The sequence below is a fragment of the Pseudomonas sp. SWRI50 genome (assembly GCF_014269095.1).
GTDB lineage: Bacteria > Pseudomonadota > Gammaproteobacteria > Pseudomonadales > Pseudomonadaceae > Aquipseudomonas > Aquipseudomonas kermanshahensis.
On sequence record NZ_JABWRW010000013.1, the window covers coordinates 82,826 to 99,112 of the forward strand.

Below are 16,287 nucleotides of genomic sequence, written 5' to 3' on the forward strand. Positions count from 1 at the left end.
GCCGGACGGCGCGCAGGCCATCACGGCCCTCTGCGGGCGCGGATTATTATCGGACGCCGAAGGCTACAGACAATCGAGGGAATTCAAAAGGGGTTTTTATGCAGCCTGCCCCGGCGAACGAGCCGGGGCAGGCTTAGCGAATCAACCTTGCGGCTGCAAGGCGGCAAGACGCATGGACATCAGCATGGCGAACTCCTCTACGGTCATCCTCTGGCCATTGAAGTCGACCATGCCATCGGCATAGTGCAGGCGGGTCACCACGTCGTTGCCCTGCACCGTGGCCATGCCGCTCTGCAGCGCCATCATGCCAACCATTTCACCTGCCTGGCTCGACTGCATGGCGATGGCCTGGGCATCGGTCTGCCCGTCCAAAAGCGCCTGCAAAGTTGCCAGGTCACCGATCATCGGCTTGGACAGCGACAGCGACGTCTTGACCTCGGTGATCAGTTGTTTGCTCAGCTGGTCGGGCGGCAGGTCGAAGGAGGCCGGGCTGGCGAAGTCCATTGCCAGGTTGAAGCGGCTCTCGCCGTTGGCGGTCTTGAACGACAGGTTTTCTACCGCGAGCTTGGGCTTGGAGGCCAGCAGCTGCTGCAGGTCAGCCTGGAACTTGGCCTTCTCGGCTTCGTCCATCTGGATCTGTGGCACTGCCTGGCCCGCTGCGGCCGCAGCCTCGAACTCCGGCAAGTGCGCCTGGTACCAGTGCGACAGCGCTTGCAGCGCCGGTGCGTTGACCGACTTGATGCTCACGGCCATCTGCGCATTGCCGACGGCGCGGCCGTCCCAGGTGATATCCGCCAGCGTGTAATCCGCGCGCCCACCGACGGTGTCCGGGCCGTCGAGGGCTTGCTGGGCTTTCTGCTCAAAGCCTTTGATCGACAGCACCTGCTGCTTGGGCCCCAAGGTCACCTTGGTTTCCGCCAGCGACAGGTCGACCTTACCGACATAGATCGCATCATGCTGGGTGGCGGCCAGGTCGCCGTCGACCTTCAAGCCCTTCAGCTCGAAGGTGGCAGGCGGCTGATCGTCGTGCACCCACTTCATTTCGAAGCGCTCGGCGCTGCCCTGGAATTTCGTCGCCTTGCCTTCGCGGTCGCCGCTGAGCTGCAACTGCATGCCCGAGAACGCGAGGCTGTTGCCGTCGGTTTCGTTGACCTTGAGCGGGGCCAGCAGGACCGTACTGTCGACGTTGCCGCCGTAGCCTAGGCTAGTCTGCGCGCTGACCGGCGCCTGTTCGCCCGCTGCCGCGAACCAGGGGGCGGTGAAATCGTCCTTCTGCAGGGTGCTGTTGCTGACAGCCAGCACGGGCATCAGCTTCAGTGCCTTGACCCGCGACCACGGGAATGGGCCGTGCTCGATCTGGTCGGTCATGCCTACATCGAAACTGACCACTTCGTCGTCGCCCAGGTTGATGTCCTTGGCCTTGAGCCGGTACTGGGCGGTACTGCTGAAGAAGTGCCGATCCAGCGAGACCAGTTCGACGGTCAGGCTGCCACCGACGCCCACCAGGGCTTTTTTCAGTTCGGCGTTGCTGCGGTTGACGGAATATTCCAGCTCCGCAGGCAAGCGCTCGCCGGTGTACCAGGCGCCAGCGGTGGTTGCGACGGCAATGGCAATGGCCAGGCCGGTAAGGATGCCTACTGATTTCTTCATGAATAGAACCGAATGCTGTCCATAAGGGCTTACACGTGGCCAAGGTGCCACGCAAGGCCTGAAGAATATCACCGCAGCCACGGCCAGGTGGTGGCCGAAACCGAGAAATCCCGCGTTTAGGATCCGTCTGATAGGCCCATAGGCAACATCCTATTTGTTCATTTTTACGAACATCTAAATCGATCAAAAGAGCAAAAAAACGCGCACAAACTGAACAAAACCCCATTGAAATCGATAAATGTTTCAGTTTGGCAACATCTTGTCATGTTTAACTTGACACCAACCTACCCATCGTTTTTTATTTTCACCACTTGCACCGCGCCCACCCCACAAAGAACAACCGGCGCCTCGCACGCGCCTCCCTCTGCTCCGAACAATAAAGGTGAACAACATGGAGCCCACCCGCTCGCCCTTGCCGCATGCGCAACTCACTGTGCCCGCCGTTCACGTCCAGCCGCAGGAGCCATGCCAGCATGCAGCCTGACCACAGCGCTTCCGGCGGCGACCAATTCCGCAAATCCCTGCGCCTCTGGCACGTGGTGATCATCGGCCTGGCCTACCTGACGCCGATGACCGTGTTCGACACCTTCGGCATTGTTTCCGGCATCACCGCCGGGCACGTGCCCAGCGCCTACATCCTGGCGCTGGCCGGTATCCTGTTCACGGCGGTGAGCTACGGCACCCTGGTACGACGCTTCCCACAATCGGGCTCGGCCTATACCTACACCCAGCGCGCCATCAACCCGCACGTGGGCTTCCTGGTGGGCTGGTCATCGCTGCTGGACTACCTGCTGCTGCCCATGGTCAATGCCTTGCTGGCCAAGCTCTACCTGTCGGCCATGTTCCCAGAAGTGCCGGCGTGGGTCTGGGTGGCCGGGTTCGTCAGCCTGATCAGCCTGATCAACATGCGCAGCATCAACCTGGTGGCCCACTTCAACCTATTGTTCGTGGCGGTGCAGGTCGCGATCATTGCGGTGTTCATCTACCTCTGCGTGCGTGGCCTGGGCCACGGCGAAGGGCTGGGCACTACCTGGAGCCTGCTGCCGTTCGCCGACAACCAGACCCACCTCAGCGCCTTGGCCGCTGGTGCCACCATCCTGTGCTTCTCGTTCCTGGGCTTCGACGCAGTGACGTGCCTGTCGGAAGAAACCCGCGACCCGGGCAAGACCATCCCACGGGCCATCTTCCTGACCGCGCTGATCGGCGGGATGGTGTTCATCCTGGTGTCGTACTTCATCCAGGCCTACTTCCCGACCATGGCGCGCTTCCATGACCAGGAAGCCGCCCTGCCGGAGATCGCCCTGTACGTGGGCGGCAAGCTGTTCCAGTCCGTGTTCATCGCCTGCACCGTGATCAATACCATCGCCTCGGGCCTGGCCTCGCAGACCAGCGTCTCGCGCCTGCTGTACGTGATGGGCCGCGACAATGTAATCCCGGCCAGCATCTTTGCCCGCCTGCATTCACGCTACAAGACGCCGGTGATGAACATCGCCGTGGTCGGGCTGATTTCGCTGTCGGCGATTTTCTTCGACCTGGTCACCGCCACGTCGATCATCAACTTTGGCGCCCTGGTCGCGTTCAGCTTCGTCAACCTGTCGGTGATCAACCACTGCTACCTGCGCGAAGGCAACCGCAAAGGCTTGGCCAACAAGCTGAAGTACCTGGTACTGCCGACCATCGGCTTCTGCATCATCGTTTCGCTGTGGCTGGACCTGAACGAGCACTCCTTGATGTTCGGCGGGCTTTGGGCACTGCTCGGGGTGATCTACCTGGCCTGGCTGACCAAGGCCTTCAGGGTTGCGCCACCGAACTGCATTGCTGAATGACCCACGCTGCCGACAACGCCCGCGCCTGACCGCGGGCGTTGTCCTTGATCGAAAAGGAAAGCCCTCATGTCGCTGCGTCGCCTCTCCATCCAGTGGAAGATCACCCTGCTTGCCGGCTTGTGCCTGCTGGCCATCGTCGCACTGCTGGTCACCACCTCGCTGACCCAGGCCCGGCGCAGCGCGGCATTGGTCAGCCAGGCCAACTCGGAAATGCTCGACCACAGCGCGCGCCTGCGCCTGCAGGCGCACGCCGAAACCCAGGCGCTGCGTATCCAGCGCTACTTCATGGATGCCTATCAGCACGGTAATGGCTTCCGACGCCTGGTACAGGTGCTGAAGGCCCGCGGCGGCAACGACTTGCGTGGCGAGCTGACCCGCGAGGCGCGCGCCAGCCTGGCCAGCAACCCGGACGTGATCGGCCTGTACCTGGTGTTCCAGCCGGACGCGCTGGACCACCAGGACCGCCAGTTCGTCGCGCAGGAGGCCGTGGGCAGCAACGACAGCGGGCGCTTCTCGCTGTACTGGTCGCAGCCACGCCCAGGCACCCTGGAGCAAGAAGCCATGCCTGAGGCGATGCTCGCCGACACCCGCACCAGCACCAGCGGCAGCCCGCAGAACCGCTGGTTGACCTGCCCGCAAGAAACCGCGCGGACTTGCATGCTCGAGCCGTACCTCGACGAGGTCAACGGCCGCCAGGTGCTGATGACCAGCATTGCCCTGCCCCTGCTGGAAAACGGCAAGGTCGTCGGTGTGGTCGGCCTGGACATAGGCCTGGACAACCTGCAGCAGTTGAGCCTGAACGGCCGCCAGGAGCTGTTCGACGGCCAGGGCCAGGTCAGCATCGTCAGCCCGGCCGGCCTGCTGGCGGGCCACAGCCGCGACAGCAGCCAGCTCGGCAAGGCGCTGGACGCGGCGGTACCGAACGGCTTGCTGCGCGTTGCTCACCCGTTCAGCCCCATCCCCGACGCAGCGCCCTGGCAAGTGTTGCTGGAGTTGCCTGAAAGCGTGCTGCAAGCACCGGCCATGGCGCTCAACCAACGCCTGGATGCGCACAACCAAACCGCCAACCTCACCAGCCTGCTGATCGGCCTTGGCGCCGCTGTACTGGGCCTGGCACTGGTCTGGCTGACCGCACGCGGCGTGACGCGGCCAATCCTTGTCGTCGCCGGGCGCCTGAAAGACATCGCCAGCGGCGAAGGTGACCTCACGCGCCGCCTGGACTATGCCCGCGAGGACGAACTGGGCCAACTGACCGGCTGGTTCAACCGCTTTCTCGACAAACTCCAGCCGGTGATCGCCCAGGTCAAAGGCTCGCTGCAGGAAGCCCGTGGCACTGCCGACCAGTCCGCCGCCATCGCCAGCCAGACCAGTAGCGGCATGCAGCAACAGCACCGGGAAATCGAGCAGGTCGCCACCGCGGCCAACGAAATGAGCGCCACCGCGCTGGATGTAGCCCACAACGCCTCCCAAGCCGCCCAGGCGGCACGTGGCGCCGACCAGGCAAGCCGCGAAGGCCTGCAACTGATTGCCAGCACACGCCAGACCATCGACCGCCTGGCAGCCGACATGAACACCGCGATGGACGAGGCGCGCACCTTGGAAAGCCGCAGCGATCAGATCGGCTCGGTGTTGGAGGTGATCCGCGCGATTGCCGAGCAGACCAACCTGCTGGCGCTCAATGCCGCCATCGAAGCGGCCCGCGCCGGCGAGGCTGGCCGTGGCTTCGCCGTGGTCGCCGATGAAGTGCGCAGCCTGGCCCAGCGTACTCAGGTGTCGGTCGAGGAAATCCGCCAGGTCATCGAGGGCCTGCAGCAAGGCACCCAGGATGTGGTGGGCGCCATGCACGAGGGCCAGCGCCAGGCCCAGGCCAGCGCAACGCGCATGGAACAGGCGCTGCCGGCCCTGCAGCGTATCGGCGAGGCGGTGGCGGTGATCAGCGACATGAACCTGCAAATCGCGTCGGCAGCCGAGGAGCAAAGTGCGGTGGCCGAGGAAGTGAACCGTAACGTGGCAGGTATTCGTGATGTGACAGAATCGCTGGCTGGCCAGGCCGATGAATCGGCGCGGATCAGCCAGGCGCTGAACCGGCTGGCCAATCAGCAGCAAGCCTTGATGGAGCAGTTTCGCGTTTAGCCGGTACCGGCCTCTTCGCGGGCAAGCCCGCTCCCACAGGACCTGTGCAACCTTCGAAACTGCACTTTACCCTGTGGGAGCGGGCTTGCCCGCGAAAGGGCCAGCACAGGCAACCCACCTTTTGAAAGAGCTTTACCCATGCAAGCAACAAACAAAACCCCGTTCTTCGACATCACCAGCGAACAAGGCCTGCTACGCACCTCGATCGCCGTTACCCTGTTCATCGCCACCATCGGCATTGCCTTCGGCTTGGCCTCGGGCTCGTTCTCGATCATCTTCGACGGCGTTTACTCGCTGGTCGACGCCAGCATGAGCGGCCTGTCGCTGGTGGTGGTCAAGCTGATCACCTCTCACGCCACCAGCCTGCAGATGTCACGCAAGCTGCGTGAGCGCTTCACCATGGGCTTCTGGCACCTGGAACCCATGGTGCTAGCGCTCAATGGCATCCTGCTCAGCGGCGTGGCCATCTATGCGCTGATCAACGCCGTCAGCAGCGTGCTGCAAGGCGGGCGGCACCTGGAGTTCGGCATCGCCATGGTCTACGCGGTACTGACCGTGATCGCCTGCGTGACCATCGCAGTCGTCGAAGCCCGAGCCAATCGCAAGCTGGGGTCGGACTTCGTACGCATGGACGTCAAGGGTTGGGTGATGTCGGCAAGCATCACCGCCGCGTTGCTGATCGCTTTCTGCTTTGGCTATGCGGTACAGGGCACGCAGTGGGAATGGATGTCCCCGTACATCGACCCGGCGGTGCTGGCACTGGTCTGCCTGGTGATTATTCCACTGCCGCTGTCGGTGGTACGCCAGGCGTTTTCAGAGATATTCCTGGTGACGCCAGGGGACCTCAAACTGCATGTCGACGAAGTCGCCAAGGCCTTCGTTGCGCGCCACGGGCTGCAGTCGTACCGCGCCTATGTGGCCAAGGTAGGGCGCTCGCGGGAGATCGAGCTGTACTTCATCGTGCCTACCGGCATGGGCGCGAAAACCATCGATGAGTGGGATGCGCTGCGCAACGAGATCGGCGATGCCGTGGGCGGCGAAGGGCCGGACCGTTGGTTGACCGTGGTGTTTACCGGGGATCCGGAGTGGGCTGAGTAACCGGCAGTTCGCGCCAGAAACGACAAAGCCCGCTACCGTTGCCGGTAGCGGGCTTTGACTTACTGCATATGGTGGGTCGTGTAGGATTCGAACCTACGACCAATTGGTTAAAAGCCAACTGCTCTACCAACTGAGCTAACGACCCGTTGGATGGCGCGTATAATACTGATTTCTAACGAGAAATCAACACCTCGCCATAAAAAAAATCAAAAATAACGCGTTGGGTCGGTCACCCCGGCAGCCTTGAAGCCATCAGCACGCAGGCGGCAGCTGTCGCATTTGCCGCAAGCACGGCCTTGATCGTCGGCTTGGTAGCAGGAAACCGTCAAGCTGTAATCCACACCCCGGGCGATGCCCGCCTGAACGATCTGCGCCTTGCTCAAGTTCTGCAACGGTGCCTGGATGCGGAAGCCCTGCCCTTCGACACCCGCCTTGGTCGCCAGGTTGGCCATGCGCTCGAACGCTTCGACGAATTCGGGGCGGCAGTCCGGGTAACCGGAGTAATCCACGGCATTGACGCCGATGAAGATGTCACGCGCTTCGAGCACTTCCGCCCAGCCCAGGGCCAAGGACAGGAAAACGGTGTTGCGCGCCGGTACGTAGGTGACCGGGATGCCTTCACCTGGGGTTTCCGGCACGTCGATGCTGCTGTCGGTCAGGGCCGAGCCACCGATACCGTCCAGGCTCAGGCCAATGACCTTGTGCTCGACCACACCCAGGTCACGCGCCACACGGGCGGCAGCATCGAGCTCGGCCCGATGACGCTGGCCATAGTCGAAACTCATGGTGTAGCAGCTGTAGCCTTCGGCTTTGGCCATGGCCACCACCGTGGCCGAGTCCAGGCCACCGGACAGCAAGATTACCGCGCGTTTCTCAGTCATGTACTGCAACTCCTCAATCAACGTCCGGGTTCGTCGTTCCACAGCAACTTGTGCAGCTGCAACTGGAAACGTACGGGCAGGTTGTCGGCAACGATCCAGTCGGCCAGGTCACTTGCGCTCACCTGATGGTGGCTGGGCGAGAACAACACCTCGCCGGCACGCTCGGCCAGGTTGTACTGGATCAGCTTGGACACGGCCCAGTCATAATCCTCACGGGAGCAGATCACGAACTTGACCTGGTCGTTGCGGGTCAGGTGCTCGATGTTCTCATAGCGATTGCGGTGCGACTCCTCGGAGCCTGGGGTCTTCAGGTCGACCACACGGCTGACGCGGGTGTCGGTGCCGGAAATATCCAGGGCGCCACTGGTCTCGAGCGAGACCTCGTAGCCGGCATCGCACAGCTGCTGGAGCAAAGGCAAGGCATTGGGCTGGGCCAGCGGTTCGCCACCGGTGACACAGACGTAGCGCGGCTTGAAGCCGGCCACTTGTTCCATGATCGAATCGAGGGAGCGAATAGTGCCGCCAGTGAAGGCGTAGGCACTGTCGCAGTACTGACAGCGCAGGGGGCAACCGGTCAGGCGCACGAATACCGTGGGCAGCCCAGCCGTTCGTGTTTCACCCTGCAACGAGTAAAAGACTTCGGTGATGCGTAATGTGTCTTGCATGATCGCCACGGGCGTGACAGCTAAACAGGCTGTCCGCCTCCGTCAGGCACTGTCGCGGACTCGACATGGCGTTATCCGCAGCAGCGTGTTTAGGAAAAAGGGCACTGATTCTAACGAAAAAACCCGCGACTCGCGCGGGTTTCTTTTGAGAGGTGCTGCTTAGAGCTTCTGCAGGTCGCGCTGCGCCAGCTGTGCGGCAGAGGTGCCGGGGTACTGGGTGATGACCTGTTGCAGAATGCCTTTGACCTTGTCGGTGTGGCCCATGCGGCGCTCGACGTCGGCCAGCTTGTACAGCGAATCAGGCACCTTGCTGTGCTTGGGGTACTTCTGGCTCACCTGAGCGAAGGCCTGGCTGGCACCCGGCAGGTCGCCTTTGGCCAGGTTCACCTCACCCAGCCAGTACTGGGCATTGCCGGCGTACTGGCTGTTGGGGTACTTGCGCAGGAAGGCGTTGAACGCCTGGCTGGCCTTGTCGAAGTCCTTCTGCTTGATCAGATCGAAAGCAGCATCGTAGTAGAGCTTTTCTTTCGCCGGATCACCGGGCTCGCTGCTGGCGGCCGGTTGTTGTGCAGCAGCGCCAGCGGCGCCTGCTGCTGCACCGGCGGCGGCATTGGATGCGCCACCGGTAGCGGAATTGTCAGGGGTCGCGGCAGGCGCGGCACCACTGTTGATGCGACGGTCCAGATCCTGGTATCGCTCCAGGTTTTCCTGCTTCATGCGCGACACATCGTTTTGCAGCTCTTCGATGATGCCTTGCTGGCGGGAAAGCTGATCCTGCATCTGTTGCAGCTGCATGAACAGCTGGCCCTGTGCTGAGGCAGGGGTCGAAGCCCCTGCCCCGGCATAGGCGCCGCTCGTGCCATAACCCGCAGGTGGATACCCACCCGCGTTGTCATCTACTACAGGGACCTCAGCCCAGGCCGCGAGCGGCAGGCTGAGTGCGAGGACGGTTACAACACGGCGGCACATTCGCATAGGAACTTACTTACGCAGTTCTACGCGACGGTTCTGAGCCCAGGATTGCTCGTCGTTGCCAGTGGCAACCGGACGCTCTTCACCGTAGGAGACCAGTTCCAGCTGAGCAGGGGAAACGCCCTGCAGAACCAGGTAACGCTGAACGGCCTTGGCACGACGCTCACCCAGAGCCATGTTGTACTCGCGGGTACCGCGCTCGTCGGTGTTGCCTTCCAGAACAACGCGGTTGCCGTTGGACTTCAGGTCCTTGGCGTGAACGTCCAGAGCGCGCATGGCTTCTGGCTTCAGGTCCGAGCTGTCGTATTCGAAGTAGAAGGTGGTGATTGCGCGCAGGGCGGCTTCTTCGCTCAGGGAGCCGTCAACAGCGCCAGTGTTGGCACCGTAGCCAGCGTTCGGGTCAACAGCGCCTTCACCAGCGTTGTCACCGCCTTTCGAGGAGCAACCTACAGCTACAGCCATGGCCAGAGCCAGCGCAGCGAATTTACCAAACTTCAGCATTTCCATCGTGAAACTCCTAATGAAACCCCAGTGTGTTAAGCAAAACGTATTACGCCGCAATCAGTTCAGGAAAGGGGACCAGGACGGTTCTCTGACTTCGCCTTGAGCGGTAGGAAGTGGGAGCCTCACGCGGCCATTAAGCGACACGAGCATCAAGACTCCCCGGCCCTGCTGGCGGGTGGCGTAGATTAGCATGGTGCCGTTTGGCGCAACAGTGGGAGACTCATCAAGACTTGTTTCCGAGAGAATCTTTACACTTCCGCGTTGCAAGTCCTGTGCCGCCACTTTGAAGTTGGTGAAGCCCTGCTGACGGTGAATCATCACCAGCGTCTTTTCGTCCGCCGAAAGTTTCGGGTTGGCGTTGTAGTTACCCACGAAAGTTACGCGCTCGGCACCACCACCACTGACCGACTGCTTGTAGATCTGCGGCTTGCCGCCACGGTCGGAGGTGAAGTACAGGGTGTTGCCATCTTTGCCCCAGAACGGCTCGGTATTGATACCCGGGCCGGCAGTGACACGGCTGATCTGACGCGACGCCACGTTCATCACGTAGATGTCCGGGTTGCCATCTTTGGACAGCACGAACGCCAGGCGCGAACCATCCGGCGACCAGGCGGGCGCGCCGTTGAGGCCTTCGAAGTTGGTGACCTGCTCACGGCGACCGGTGTCGATGTGCTGAACGAAGATGCGCGGGCGCTTCTGCTCGAACGACACATAGGCAATGCGCTTGCCATCCGGTGCAAAGCGTGGCGACAGGATCGGCTCGCGCGATTGCAGCAGGGTCACTGCCCGGGCACCGTCGTAGTCCGAACGCTGCAGGGTGTAACGGGTGTTGTTGGTAGAGAAACGCTCGGCCGTCACGTACAGCATACGGGTCGAGAACGCACCCTTGATGCCGGTGAGCTTTTCGAACGACTGGTCGGCGATGTAGTGCGACATGTCACGCAACTGGTCGACGCTGCCCGCCACGCTACCGGTCAGCACTTGCTGCTCGGTGGCGACGTTGAACAGGGCGTACTGCACCTGCAGGCGACCGCCGGACGGCACGATGCTGCCGACCATGACGTACTGCGCGCCCAACGCTTTCCAGTCACGGAAGATGACTTCGCTGGCCTGGGAAGGCTGGCTGATCATGTTCTGACGCGGAATCGGCGAGTAGTAGCCGGAGTTGCGCAGGTCGTTGCCGATGATCTCGGCCATGTCTTCGGGCAGCACGCTGCCGCCCTGCAGACCGAACGGCACTACCGCGATGGGAGTGGCCCGGTCGCTGCCACTGGTGACCAGGATGTTCTTTTCATCTGCTACCGCCATGCCTGCTACGCAGCAGAGCATGACCAGCAGTCCTCTCAGACGTTTAATCACAACGCTAGATCCTCAGGTGTAAATGTCATCTTGAACGAACGATACTGATTGAAATCGCTCGGCTTCATACCCTGCATTTCGGTCAGACGACCGATGTTCTTCACTGCTGCCACCGCCGAACTGTCGAACGGACCGTCGCCACTGGAGCGCAGAACGCTGGCATTGGTGATGGTGCCATCTGGCAACATGTTGATCTGCAGGACCACCGTCATGCCCTTACGCGCGGAAGGCGGACGCGCCCAGCCTTCGGCCGCTCGCAAACGGATCAGGTCGTCGAAACTGCCGGCCACCTGGTCGCCTTGCTCGTCAGCCAGTGCCTGCTGCCGCTCTGTGGTGTCGGACAACAGCTCGGCCAGGGCCTGGGCTTTCTTGTCTTCCGCCGACTTGCGGGCCGCTTCCTGTGCCTTTTTCTTCTGGGCGTCTGCAGCGGCCTTTTTCTTGGCCTCTTCAGCTGCCTTCTTCTTCGCGTCCTCGGCCGCCGCTTTCTTCTTGGCGTCCTCGGCTGCTTTCTTCTTGGCCTCTTCGGCTGCCTTTTTCTTGGCGTCCTCGGCGGCTTGCTTTTTCGCTTCTTCGGCGGCCTCTTTCTTGGCCTCCTCGTCGGCTTTCTTCTTGGCCTCTTCCTCAGCCTTCTTCTTGGCGATGTCGGCCTGCTGTTTCTCGGCGGCCTTCTTCGCCTCCTCGGCTTTCTTGGCTTCGGCGGCTTTCTTGGCCTCGGTGGCCTTGGCAGCCTCCTCAGCCTTCTTGGCTTCAGCGGCTTCAGCCTTCTTGGCCTCGGCGGCTTCGCGAGCCTCTTCGGCCTTTTGAGCGGCGTCGGCTTTCTTTTGTTCCGCGGCCTTCACGGCCTCTTGCTCGACCTTCTTCTGTTCCAGCTGCTCGACTTCGGTCTGGCGCGAGGCGGTTTTCTTCGCTTCCCCGGCAATCTTCTGATTGGTCTGGGTAGTCGCCTGGCTCTTGGACTTCAGCTGATACAGGGTAGCCTGGACGATCGGCTTGGAAGGCGGCAGTTCAGGCGTCATGGCAAAACTGACGAACAGCATGCCGAACACCAGCACGTGCAGACCGATGGCCCAGACACTGGGCCAGAAGTAGCTTTCCGAGGCGGATGGCTCTCGCTGTTGCATCAGGGCGCCTCGGTAATCAGGCCAACGTTACCGACACCGGCCTTCTGCAACCCGCCCATGGCACCCATGACCGCGCCGTAGTCGACAGCCTTGTCGCCACGAATGAAGACCTGTGTCTGCTTGCCCTGGTCACGGCCGGCGGCAATGATCTTGGTCACTGCGTTGGTCATGTCGGGCAAGGTCATGGCCTTGTCCATCTGCTTGTCGGTATCGACTTCGCTGCCGAGGTTCCAGTAGTAGGTCTTGTCGGCCATGATGGAAATGGTGAGGATCTGGACGTTGTTGTCCTGCGGCAAGGCTTCACTGGAAACCTTGGGCAGGTCGACCTTCACGCCCTGGTTGAGCATTGGGGCCGTCACCATGAAGATGACCAGCAGCACCAGCATCACGTCGATGTAGGGCACCACGTTCATCTCGGCGACCGGCTTGCGTTTGTGGCGAACTCGGGCCATGGGCTTCTACCTGATTACTCTTCGCTGGTGTGCACTTTGCGGTGCAGGATCGCCTGGAACTCGTCGGCGAAGGTGTAGTAACGACCGATCAGCACTTCGCTGCGCGCGGCGAAACGGTTGTACGCGATAACGGCTGGGATTGCTGCGAACAGGCCGATCGCCGTGGCGATCAACGCTTCGGCAATACCGGGGGCAACCGTGGCCAGGGTGGCTTGCTGGGCGCTGGCCAGGCCGCGGAAGGAGTTCATGATGCCCCATACGGTACCGAACAGGCCGATGTATGGGCTGGTCGAACCGACAGTGGCGAGGAACGGCAGGCTCTGCTCGAGCTTTTCTTCCTCACGCGAGATGGCCACGCGCATGGCTCGGCCAACGCCTTCCATGACCGCATCCGGGTCTACACCCGGCTGCTGACGCAGGCGCGAGAACTCTTTGAAGCCTGCACGGAAGACCTGCTCCACACCCGAATCCGGGTCTGGGTTGCTGCCGGCCTGACGGTACAGCTTGGACAGGTCGATACCCGACCAGAAACGCTCCTCGAAGGCATCCAGCGCTCGACGACCGGCGCGCAGCATGGTGCTGCGCTGGAAGATCATGATCCATGAGGTGACCGAGGCGGCCACAAGGATCAGCATTACCAGCTGTACTACCACGCTGGCATTGCTGACCAGACTCCACATGGAGGTATGGTCGACGACGTTAGCTTCCACGCTTATTCTCCTGCATTCGATTGAGTACCCGAGCCGTCCGCCATAAAGGCGTCGCGCAGCTTGGGGGGTATGGCTCGGGGTTTGAAAGTGTCGGCGCGCACGGCGGCCACCAGGAACTGCCCCTCGCAGAGCAGCGTTTCATCCTTTTCCCGCCAGACCTGCTGCACGAAGCGCAGGCTGGCACGATTGAGTTCAAGTACTTGCGCGGTCACCCGCAGTTCATCGTCCAACCGCGCCGGCGCGTGGTAGCGCGCCTCGCTGGAATGGACCACGAACAGCAGGTTCTCCCCGGCCAACTGCAACTGGGAAAAGCCCAGGTGCCGCAGCCGCTCGGTACGCGCGCGCTCCATGAATTTCAGGTAGTTGACGTAATACACCACGCCGCCCGCATCGGTGTCTTCGTAGTAGACGCGACAACGGTGGGCGAACGGTTCGAGCTGATTTTGCGCGCGCATACTCTAGTGCTTACTCCTCAGCTTGCCAATCCGCTGCGGCAACTGTTTTTTCTCATTAATGTCTTATTGCCAGCGCGCCGAGGGCATGCCAGCGGTAGGACCACAAAAAGCCGGTTTTGATCTGTCATTCATCGCCTGGCTCGGAAAAATCACCACCCTCCCCCAAACGCCCAGGAACATTCAGGCCAAAGTGCAGGTAGGCATGCCGGGTGACCACACGGCCGCGCGGCGTACGCATGATGTAACCCTGCTGGATCAGGTAGGGTTCAAGCACGTCTTCGATGGTATGACGCTCTTCACTGATGGCGGCGGCGAGGTTGTCTACCCCCACCGGGCCACCGTCGAACTTCTCGATCATGGTCAACAGCAGGCGGCGGTCGGAATGGTCGAAACCACGCTCGTCGACGTCCAGCAGGTTCAGCGCCAGGTCGGCCACAGCCTTGGTGATCTGGCCCTTGCCGCGCACTTCGGCATAGTCGCGCACACGGCGCAGCAGGCGGTTGGCGATACGCGGCGTGCCACGGGCACGGCGGGCAATCTCGAAGGCGCCCTGGTCTTCGATGACCAGGCCCAGAATGCCAGCGGAGCGGCTGACGATGGTTGCCAGGTCCTTGTCGCTGTAAAACTCCAGGCGCTGGACGATGCCGAAGCGGTCACGCAAAGGGTTGGTCAGCATGCCGGCGCGGGTGGTGGCACCCACCAAGGTGAACGGCGGCAAGTCGAGCTTGATCGAGCGGGCTGCGGGCCCTTCGCCGATCATGATGTCGAGCTGGAAGTCTTCCATCGCGGGGTAGAGCACTTCTTCGACCACCGGTGAAAGCCGGTGAATTTCGTCGATGAACAGCACATCATGGGGTTCGAGGTTGGTCAGCATCGCCGCCAGGTCACCCGGGCGCTCGAGGATCGGCCCCGAGGTGCTCTTGACCGAAACGCCCATCTCGTGAGCGATGATGTTGGCCAAGGTGGTCTTACCCAAGCCGGGCGGGCCAAAGATCAAGGTATGGTCGAGTGATTCGCTGCGACCGCGGGCCGCCTGAATGAACAGCGACATTTGCTCACGCACCACCGGCTGCCCGATGTATTCGTCCAGGCGCAGGGGGCGGATCGCGCGGTCCTGGACCTCTTCGCGGTCACGCCCACTGGCGGCGATCAGACGGTCGGCTTCGATCACTTGGTAATCATCCCTTTAAGGCTGGCGCGGATCAGCTCTTCACTGCTCAGGCCTGCCTTGTCCTTGATGGCGGACACTGCCTTGCTGGCTTCCTGCGGCTTGTAGCCCAGGGAAACCAGTGCACTGACGGCATCGGCCTCGGCCGTGGAGGCACTGCTGACCGGCACCGGCCCGTCCGACACCAGGGTGAACATGGCCGGTGAAGTTTCCCAGGCCTTGAAGCGGTCCTTGAGTTCGACCAGCAAACGCTCGGCGGTCTTCTTGCCGACACCGGGTACGCGCACCAGGGCCGAGGTGTCCTGTGCCTGCACGCAGCGCACCAGCTCGTCGGCTTCCAGGCCCGACATCAAGGCCAGCGCCAGCTTCGGCCCAACACCATTGAGGCGAATGAGTTCGCGGAACAGTTCACGCTCGCGCTTTTCGTGGAACCCGTAGAGCAGGTGCGCGTCTTCGCGCACCACCAGGTGGGTATGCACGGTAACCGTTTCGCCGACCTTGGGCAGGCGATACAGGGTGGTCATGGGCACTTCCAGCTCATAGCCCACGCCATTGACGTCGATAATCAGGTGTGGCGGTTGCTTTTCCGCCAGGGTGCCGCGCAAACGTCCAATCACGTTCCGATCCTTCCTCTTGGGGAGCCGATCAAAGACCGCTCAACCCTATCAGCAAATGCCTCAGGTGAACGCTTCACCTGAACAAAATGTGTATCACCGCATGAAGCGACTACAGACGCAAGCGCCCGCCGCGACGCCGTGCCGTGGCCAGGCCGTGCGGTACCAGGCTGGAGCGGGTGTGGGCATGGCACAGGGCGATGGCCAGGGCGTCGGAGGCGTCGATCTGCGGCTTCTTCGTGAGTTTGAGCAGGTGCATGACCATCATCATCACTTGCTCCTTGTTGGCCCCACCCGTACCCGCCACGGCCTGCTTGACCTGGGTGGCACTGTATTCGGCGATTTCCAGGCCGGCCTCGGCGGCGGCGACGATTGCCGCACCGCGGGCCTGGCCGAGCTTGAGCGCCGAGTCGGGGTTGCGGGCCATGAACACCCGTTCGATGCCCATGGTCACCGGCTCGTGCAGCTTGATGATCTCACTGACACCGCGAAAGACAATCTGCAGACGTTCGTGCAACTCACCACTGCCCGTGCGGATACAACCCGACGCCACGTACTCGCAACCACGGGTGGTCTGGCGCACAACGCCATACCCGGTGATGCGCGAGCCGGGGTCGATACCAAGAATCAGAGTCATAACGCCTGCAATGTTGTTGCAATCAGTAGTGGCCATTCGCGG

16 protein-coding genes and 1 tRNA gene are annotated in these 16,287 nt (G+C 61.9%); 3 read left to right on the top strand and 14 right to left on the bottom strand.

Going from position 1 to position 16,287, the window contains the following annotated elements; genetic code table 11:
* Window positions 1-141 precede the first annotated feature (141 nt).
* Window positions 142-1,650 carry a YdgA family protein gene (locus tag HU750_RS15370; RefSeq protein ID WP_186680977.1) on the bottom strand — a complete coding sequence of 503 codons (1,509 nt, stop codon included), beginning with the start codon at window positions 1,648-1,650 and terminating at the stop codon, window positions 142-144.
* A 473-nt stretch (window positions 1,651-2,123) separates the two neighbouring features.
* On the opposite strand from HU750_RS15370, the gene HU750_RS15375 reads away from it, so the two are divergent.
* The 3 genes from HU750_RS15375 (at window position 2,124) to HU750_RS15385 (ending at window position 6,707) form a co-directional block, all read left to right on the top strand.
* On the top strand, window positions 2,124-3,476 hold the full coding sequence (locus HU750_RS15375; protein WP_186680979.1) for an APC family permease: 1,353 nt from the start codon (window positions 2,124-2,126) through the stop codon (window positions 3,474-3,476).
* A gap of 66 nt (window positions 3,477-3,542) precedes the next feature.
* Window positions 3,543-5,609: a methyl-accepting chemotaxis protein gene (locus HU750_RS15380; protein ID WP_186680981.1), complete on the top strand. Its 2,067-nt coding sequence runs from the start codon at window positions 3,543-3,545 to the stop codon at window positions 5,607-5,609.
* 138 nt (window positions 5,610-5,747) lie between these two features.
* Window positions 5,748-6,707, top strand: a complete 960-nt coding sequence (locus HU750_RS15385) for a cation diffusion facilitator family transporter (protein ID WP_027594658.1) — start codon at window positions 5,748-5,750, stop codon at window positions 6,705-6,707.
* 69 nt (window positions 6,708-6,776) lie between these two features.
* On the opposite strand, the gene HU750_RS15390 is transcribed toward HU750_RS15385, so the two are convergent.
* The 13 genes from HU750_RS15390 to ruvC form a co-directional block, all read right to left on the bottom strand.
* A tRNA-Lys gene (locus tag HU750_RS15390) sits at window positions 6,777-6,852 on the bottom strand.
* 61 nt (window positions 6,853-6,913) lie between these two features.
* On the bottom strand, window positions 6,914-7,588 hold the full coding sequence (gene queC, locus HU750_RS15395) for a 7-cyano-7-deazaguanine synthase QueC (RefSeq protein WP_027594659.1): 675 nt from the start codon (window positions 7,586-7,588) through the stop codon (window positions 6,914-6,916).
* Window positions 7,589-7,605: 17 nt separating this feature from the next.
* The gene (gene queE, locus HU750_RS15400; protein ID WP_186680983.1) at window positions 7,606-8,253 is read right to left on the bottom strand and encodes a 7-carboxy-7-deazaguanine synthase QueE; all 648 of its coding nucleotides are present in this window, start codon (window positions 8,251-8,253) and stop codon (window positions 7,606-7,608) included.
* 159 nt (window positions 8,254-8,412) lie between these two features.
* Window positions 8,413-9,228: a tol-pal system protein YbgF gene (gene ybgF / locus HU750_RS15405; protein WP_027594661.1), complete on the bottom strand. Its 816-nt coding sequence runs from the start codon at window positions 9,226-9,228 to the stop codon at window positions 8,413-8,415.
* A gap of 6 nt (window positions 9,229-9,234) precedes the next feature.
* Window positions 9,235-9,732: a peptidoglycan-associated lipoprotein Pal gene (gene pal / locus HU750_RS15410; protein WP_008090230.1), complete on the bottom strand. Its 498-nt coding sequence runs from the start codon at window positions 9,730-9,732 to the stop codon at window positions 9,235-9,237.
* Between the two features lie 54 nt (window positions 9,733-9,786).
* Complete coding sequence (tolB, locus tag HU750_RS15415; RefSeq protein ID WP_033694211.1) at window positions 9,787-11,058, bottom strand: Tol-Pal system beta propeller repeat protein TolB; 1,272 nt, start codon at window positions 11,056-11,058, stop codon at window positions 9,787-9,789.
* Window positions 11,059-11,084: 26 nt separating this feature from the next.
* A complete protein-coding gene (tolA, locus tag HU750_RS15420; RefSeq protein ID WP_033694212.1) occupies window positions 11,085-12,209 on the bottom strand; it encodes a cell envelope integrity protein TolA in 1,125 nt (374 codons plus the stop codon).
* Complete coding sequence (gene tolR, locus HU750_RS15425) at window positions 12,209-12,661, bottom strand: protein TolR (protein WP_186680985.1); 453 nt, start codon at window positions 12,659-12,661, stop codon at window positions 12,209-12,211. Before tolR ends, tolA begins: the two co-directional genes overlap by 1 nt.
* Before the next feature lie 14 nt (window positions 12,662-12,675).
* Window positions 12,676-13,371: a protein TolQ gene (tolQ, locus tag HU750_RS15430; protein ID WP_008090219.1), complete on the bottom strand. Its 696-nt coding sequence runs from the start codon at window positions 13,369-13,371 to the stop codon at window positions 12,676-12,678.
* A gap of 2 nt (window positions 13,372-13,373) precedes the next feature.
* Window positions 13,374-13,826: a tol-pal system-associated acyl-CoA thioesterase gene (gene ybgC, locus HU750_RS15435; protein WP_027594664.1), complete on the bottom strand. Its 453-nt coding sequence runs from the start codon at window positions 13,824-13,826 to the stop codon at window positions 13,374-13,376.
* Window positions 13,827-13,950: 124 nt separating this feature from the next.
* A complete protein-coding gene (ruvB, locus tag HU750_RS15440; protein ID WP_027594665.1) occupies window positions 13,951-14,997 on the bottom strand; it encodes a Holliday junction branch migration DNA helicase RuvB in 1,047 nt (348 codons plus the stop codon).
* A complete protein-coding gene (ruvA, locus tag HU750_RS15445; protein ID WP_027594666.1) occupies window positions 14,994-15,611 on the bottom strand; it encodes a Holliday junction branch migration protein RuvA in 618 nt (205 codons plus the stop codon). Before ruvA ends, ruvB begins: the two co-directional genes overlap by 4 nt.
* A 109-nt stretch (window positions 15,612-15,720) precedes the next feature.
* Window positions 15,721-16,245, bottom strand: a complete 525-nt coding sequence (gene ruvC / locus HU750_RS15450) for a crossover junction endodeoxyribonuclease RuvC (protein WP_186680987.1) — start codon at window positions 16,243-16,245, stop codon at window positions 15,721-15,723.
* Between the last annotated feature and the right edge of the window lie 42 nt (window positions 16,246-16,287).

Excerpts from the sequence above, each read along its gene's own strand:
- HU750_RS15370 (WP_186680977.1), bottom strand. The coding sequence starts at position 1,650 with ATGAAGAAATCAGTAGGCATCCTTACCGGCCTGGCCATTGCCATTGCC.
- HU750_RS15375 (WP_186680979.1), top strand. The coding sequence starts at position 2,124 with ATGCAGCCTGACCACAGCGCTTCCGGCGGCGACCAATTCCGCAAATCC.
- HU750_RS15380 (WP_186680981.1), top strand. The coding sequence starts at position 3,543 with ATGTCGCTGCGTCGCCTCTCCATCCAGTGGAAGATCACCCTGCTTGCC.
- HU750_RS15385 (WP_027594658.1), top strand. The coding sequence starts at position 5,748 with ATGCAAGCAACAAACAAAACCCCGTTCTTCGACATCACCAGCGAACAA.
- queC (WP_027594659.1), bottom strand. The coding sequence starts at position 7,588 with ATGACTGAGAAACGCGCGGTAATCTTGCTGTCCGGTGGCCTGGACTCG.
- queE (WP_186680983.1), bottom strand. The coding sequence starts at position 8,253 with ATGCAAGACACATTACGCATCACCGAAGTCTTTTACTCGTTGCAGGGT.
- ybgF (WP_027594661.1), bottom strand. The coding sequence starts at position 9,228 with ATGCGAATGTGCCGCCGTGTTGTAACCGTCCTCGCACTCAGCCTGCCG.
- pal (WP_008090230.1), bottom strand. The coding sequence starts at position 9,732 with ATGGAAATGCTGAAGTTTGGTAAATTCGCTGCGCTGGCTCTGGCCATG.
- tolB (WP_033694211.1), bottom strand. The coding sequence starts at position 11,058 with ATGCTCTGCTGCGTAGCAGGCATGGCGGTAGCAGATGAAAAGAACATC.
- tolA (WP_033694212.1), bottom strand. The coding sequence starts at position 12,209 with ATGCAACAGCGAGAGCCATCCGCCTCGGAAAGCTACTTCTGGCCCAGT.
- tolR (WP_186680985.1), bottom strand. The coding sequence starts at position 12,661 with ATGGCCCGAGTTCGCCACAAACGCAAGCCGGTCGCCGAGATGAACGTG.
- ybgC (WP_027594664.1), bottom strand. The coding sequence starts at position 13,826 with ATGCGCGCGCAAAATCAGCTCGAACCGTTCGCCCACCGTTGTCGCGTC.
- ruvC (WP_186680987.1), bottom strand. The coding sequence starts at position 16,245 with ATGACTCTGATTCTTGGTATCGACCCCGGCTCGCGCATCACCGGGTAT.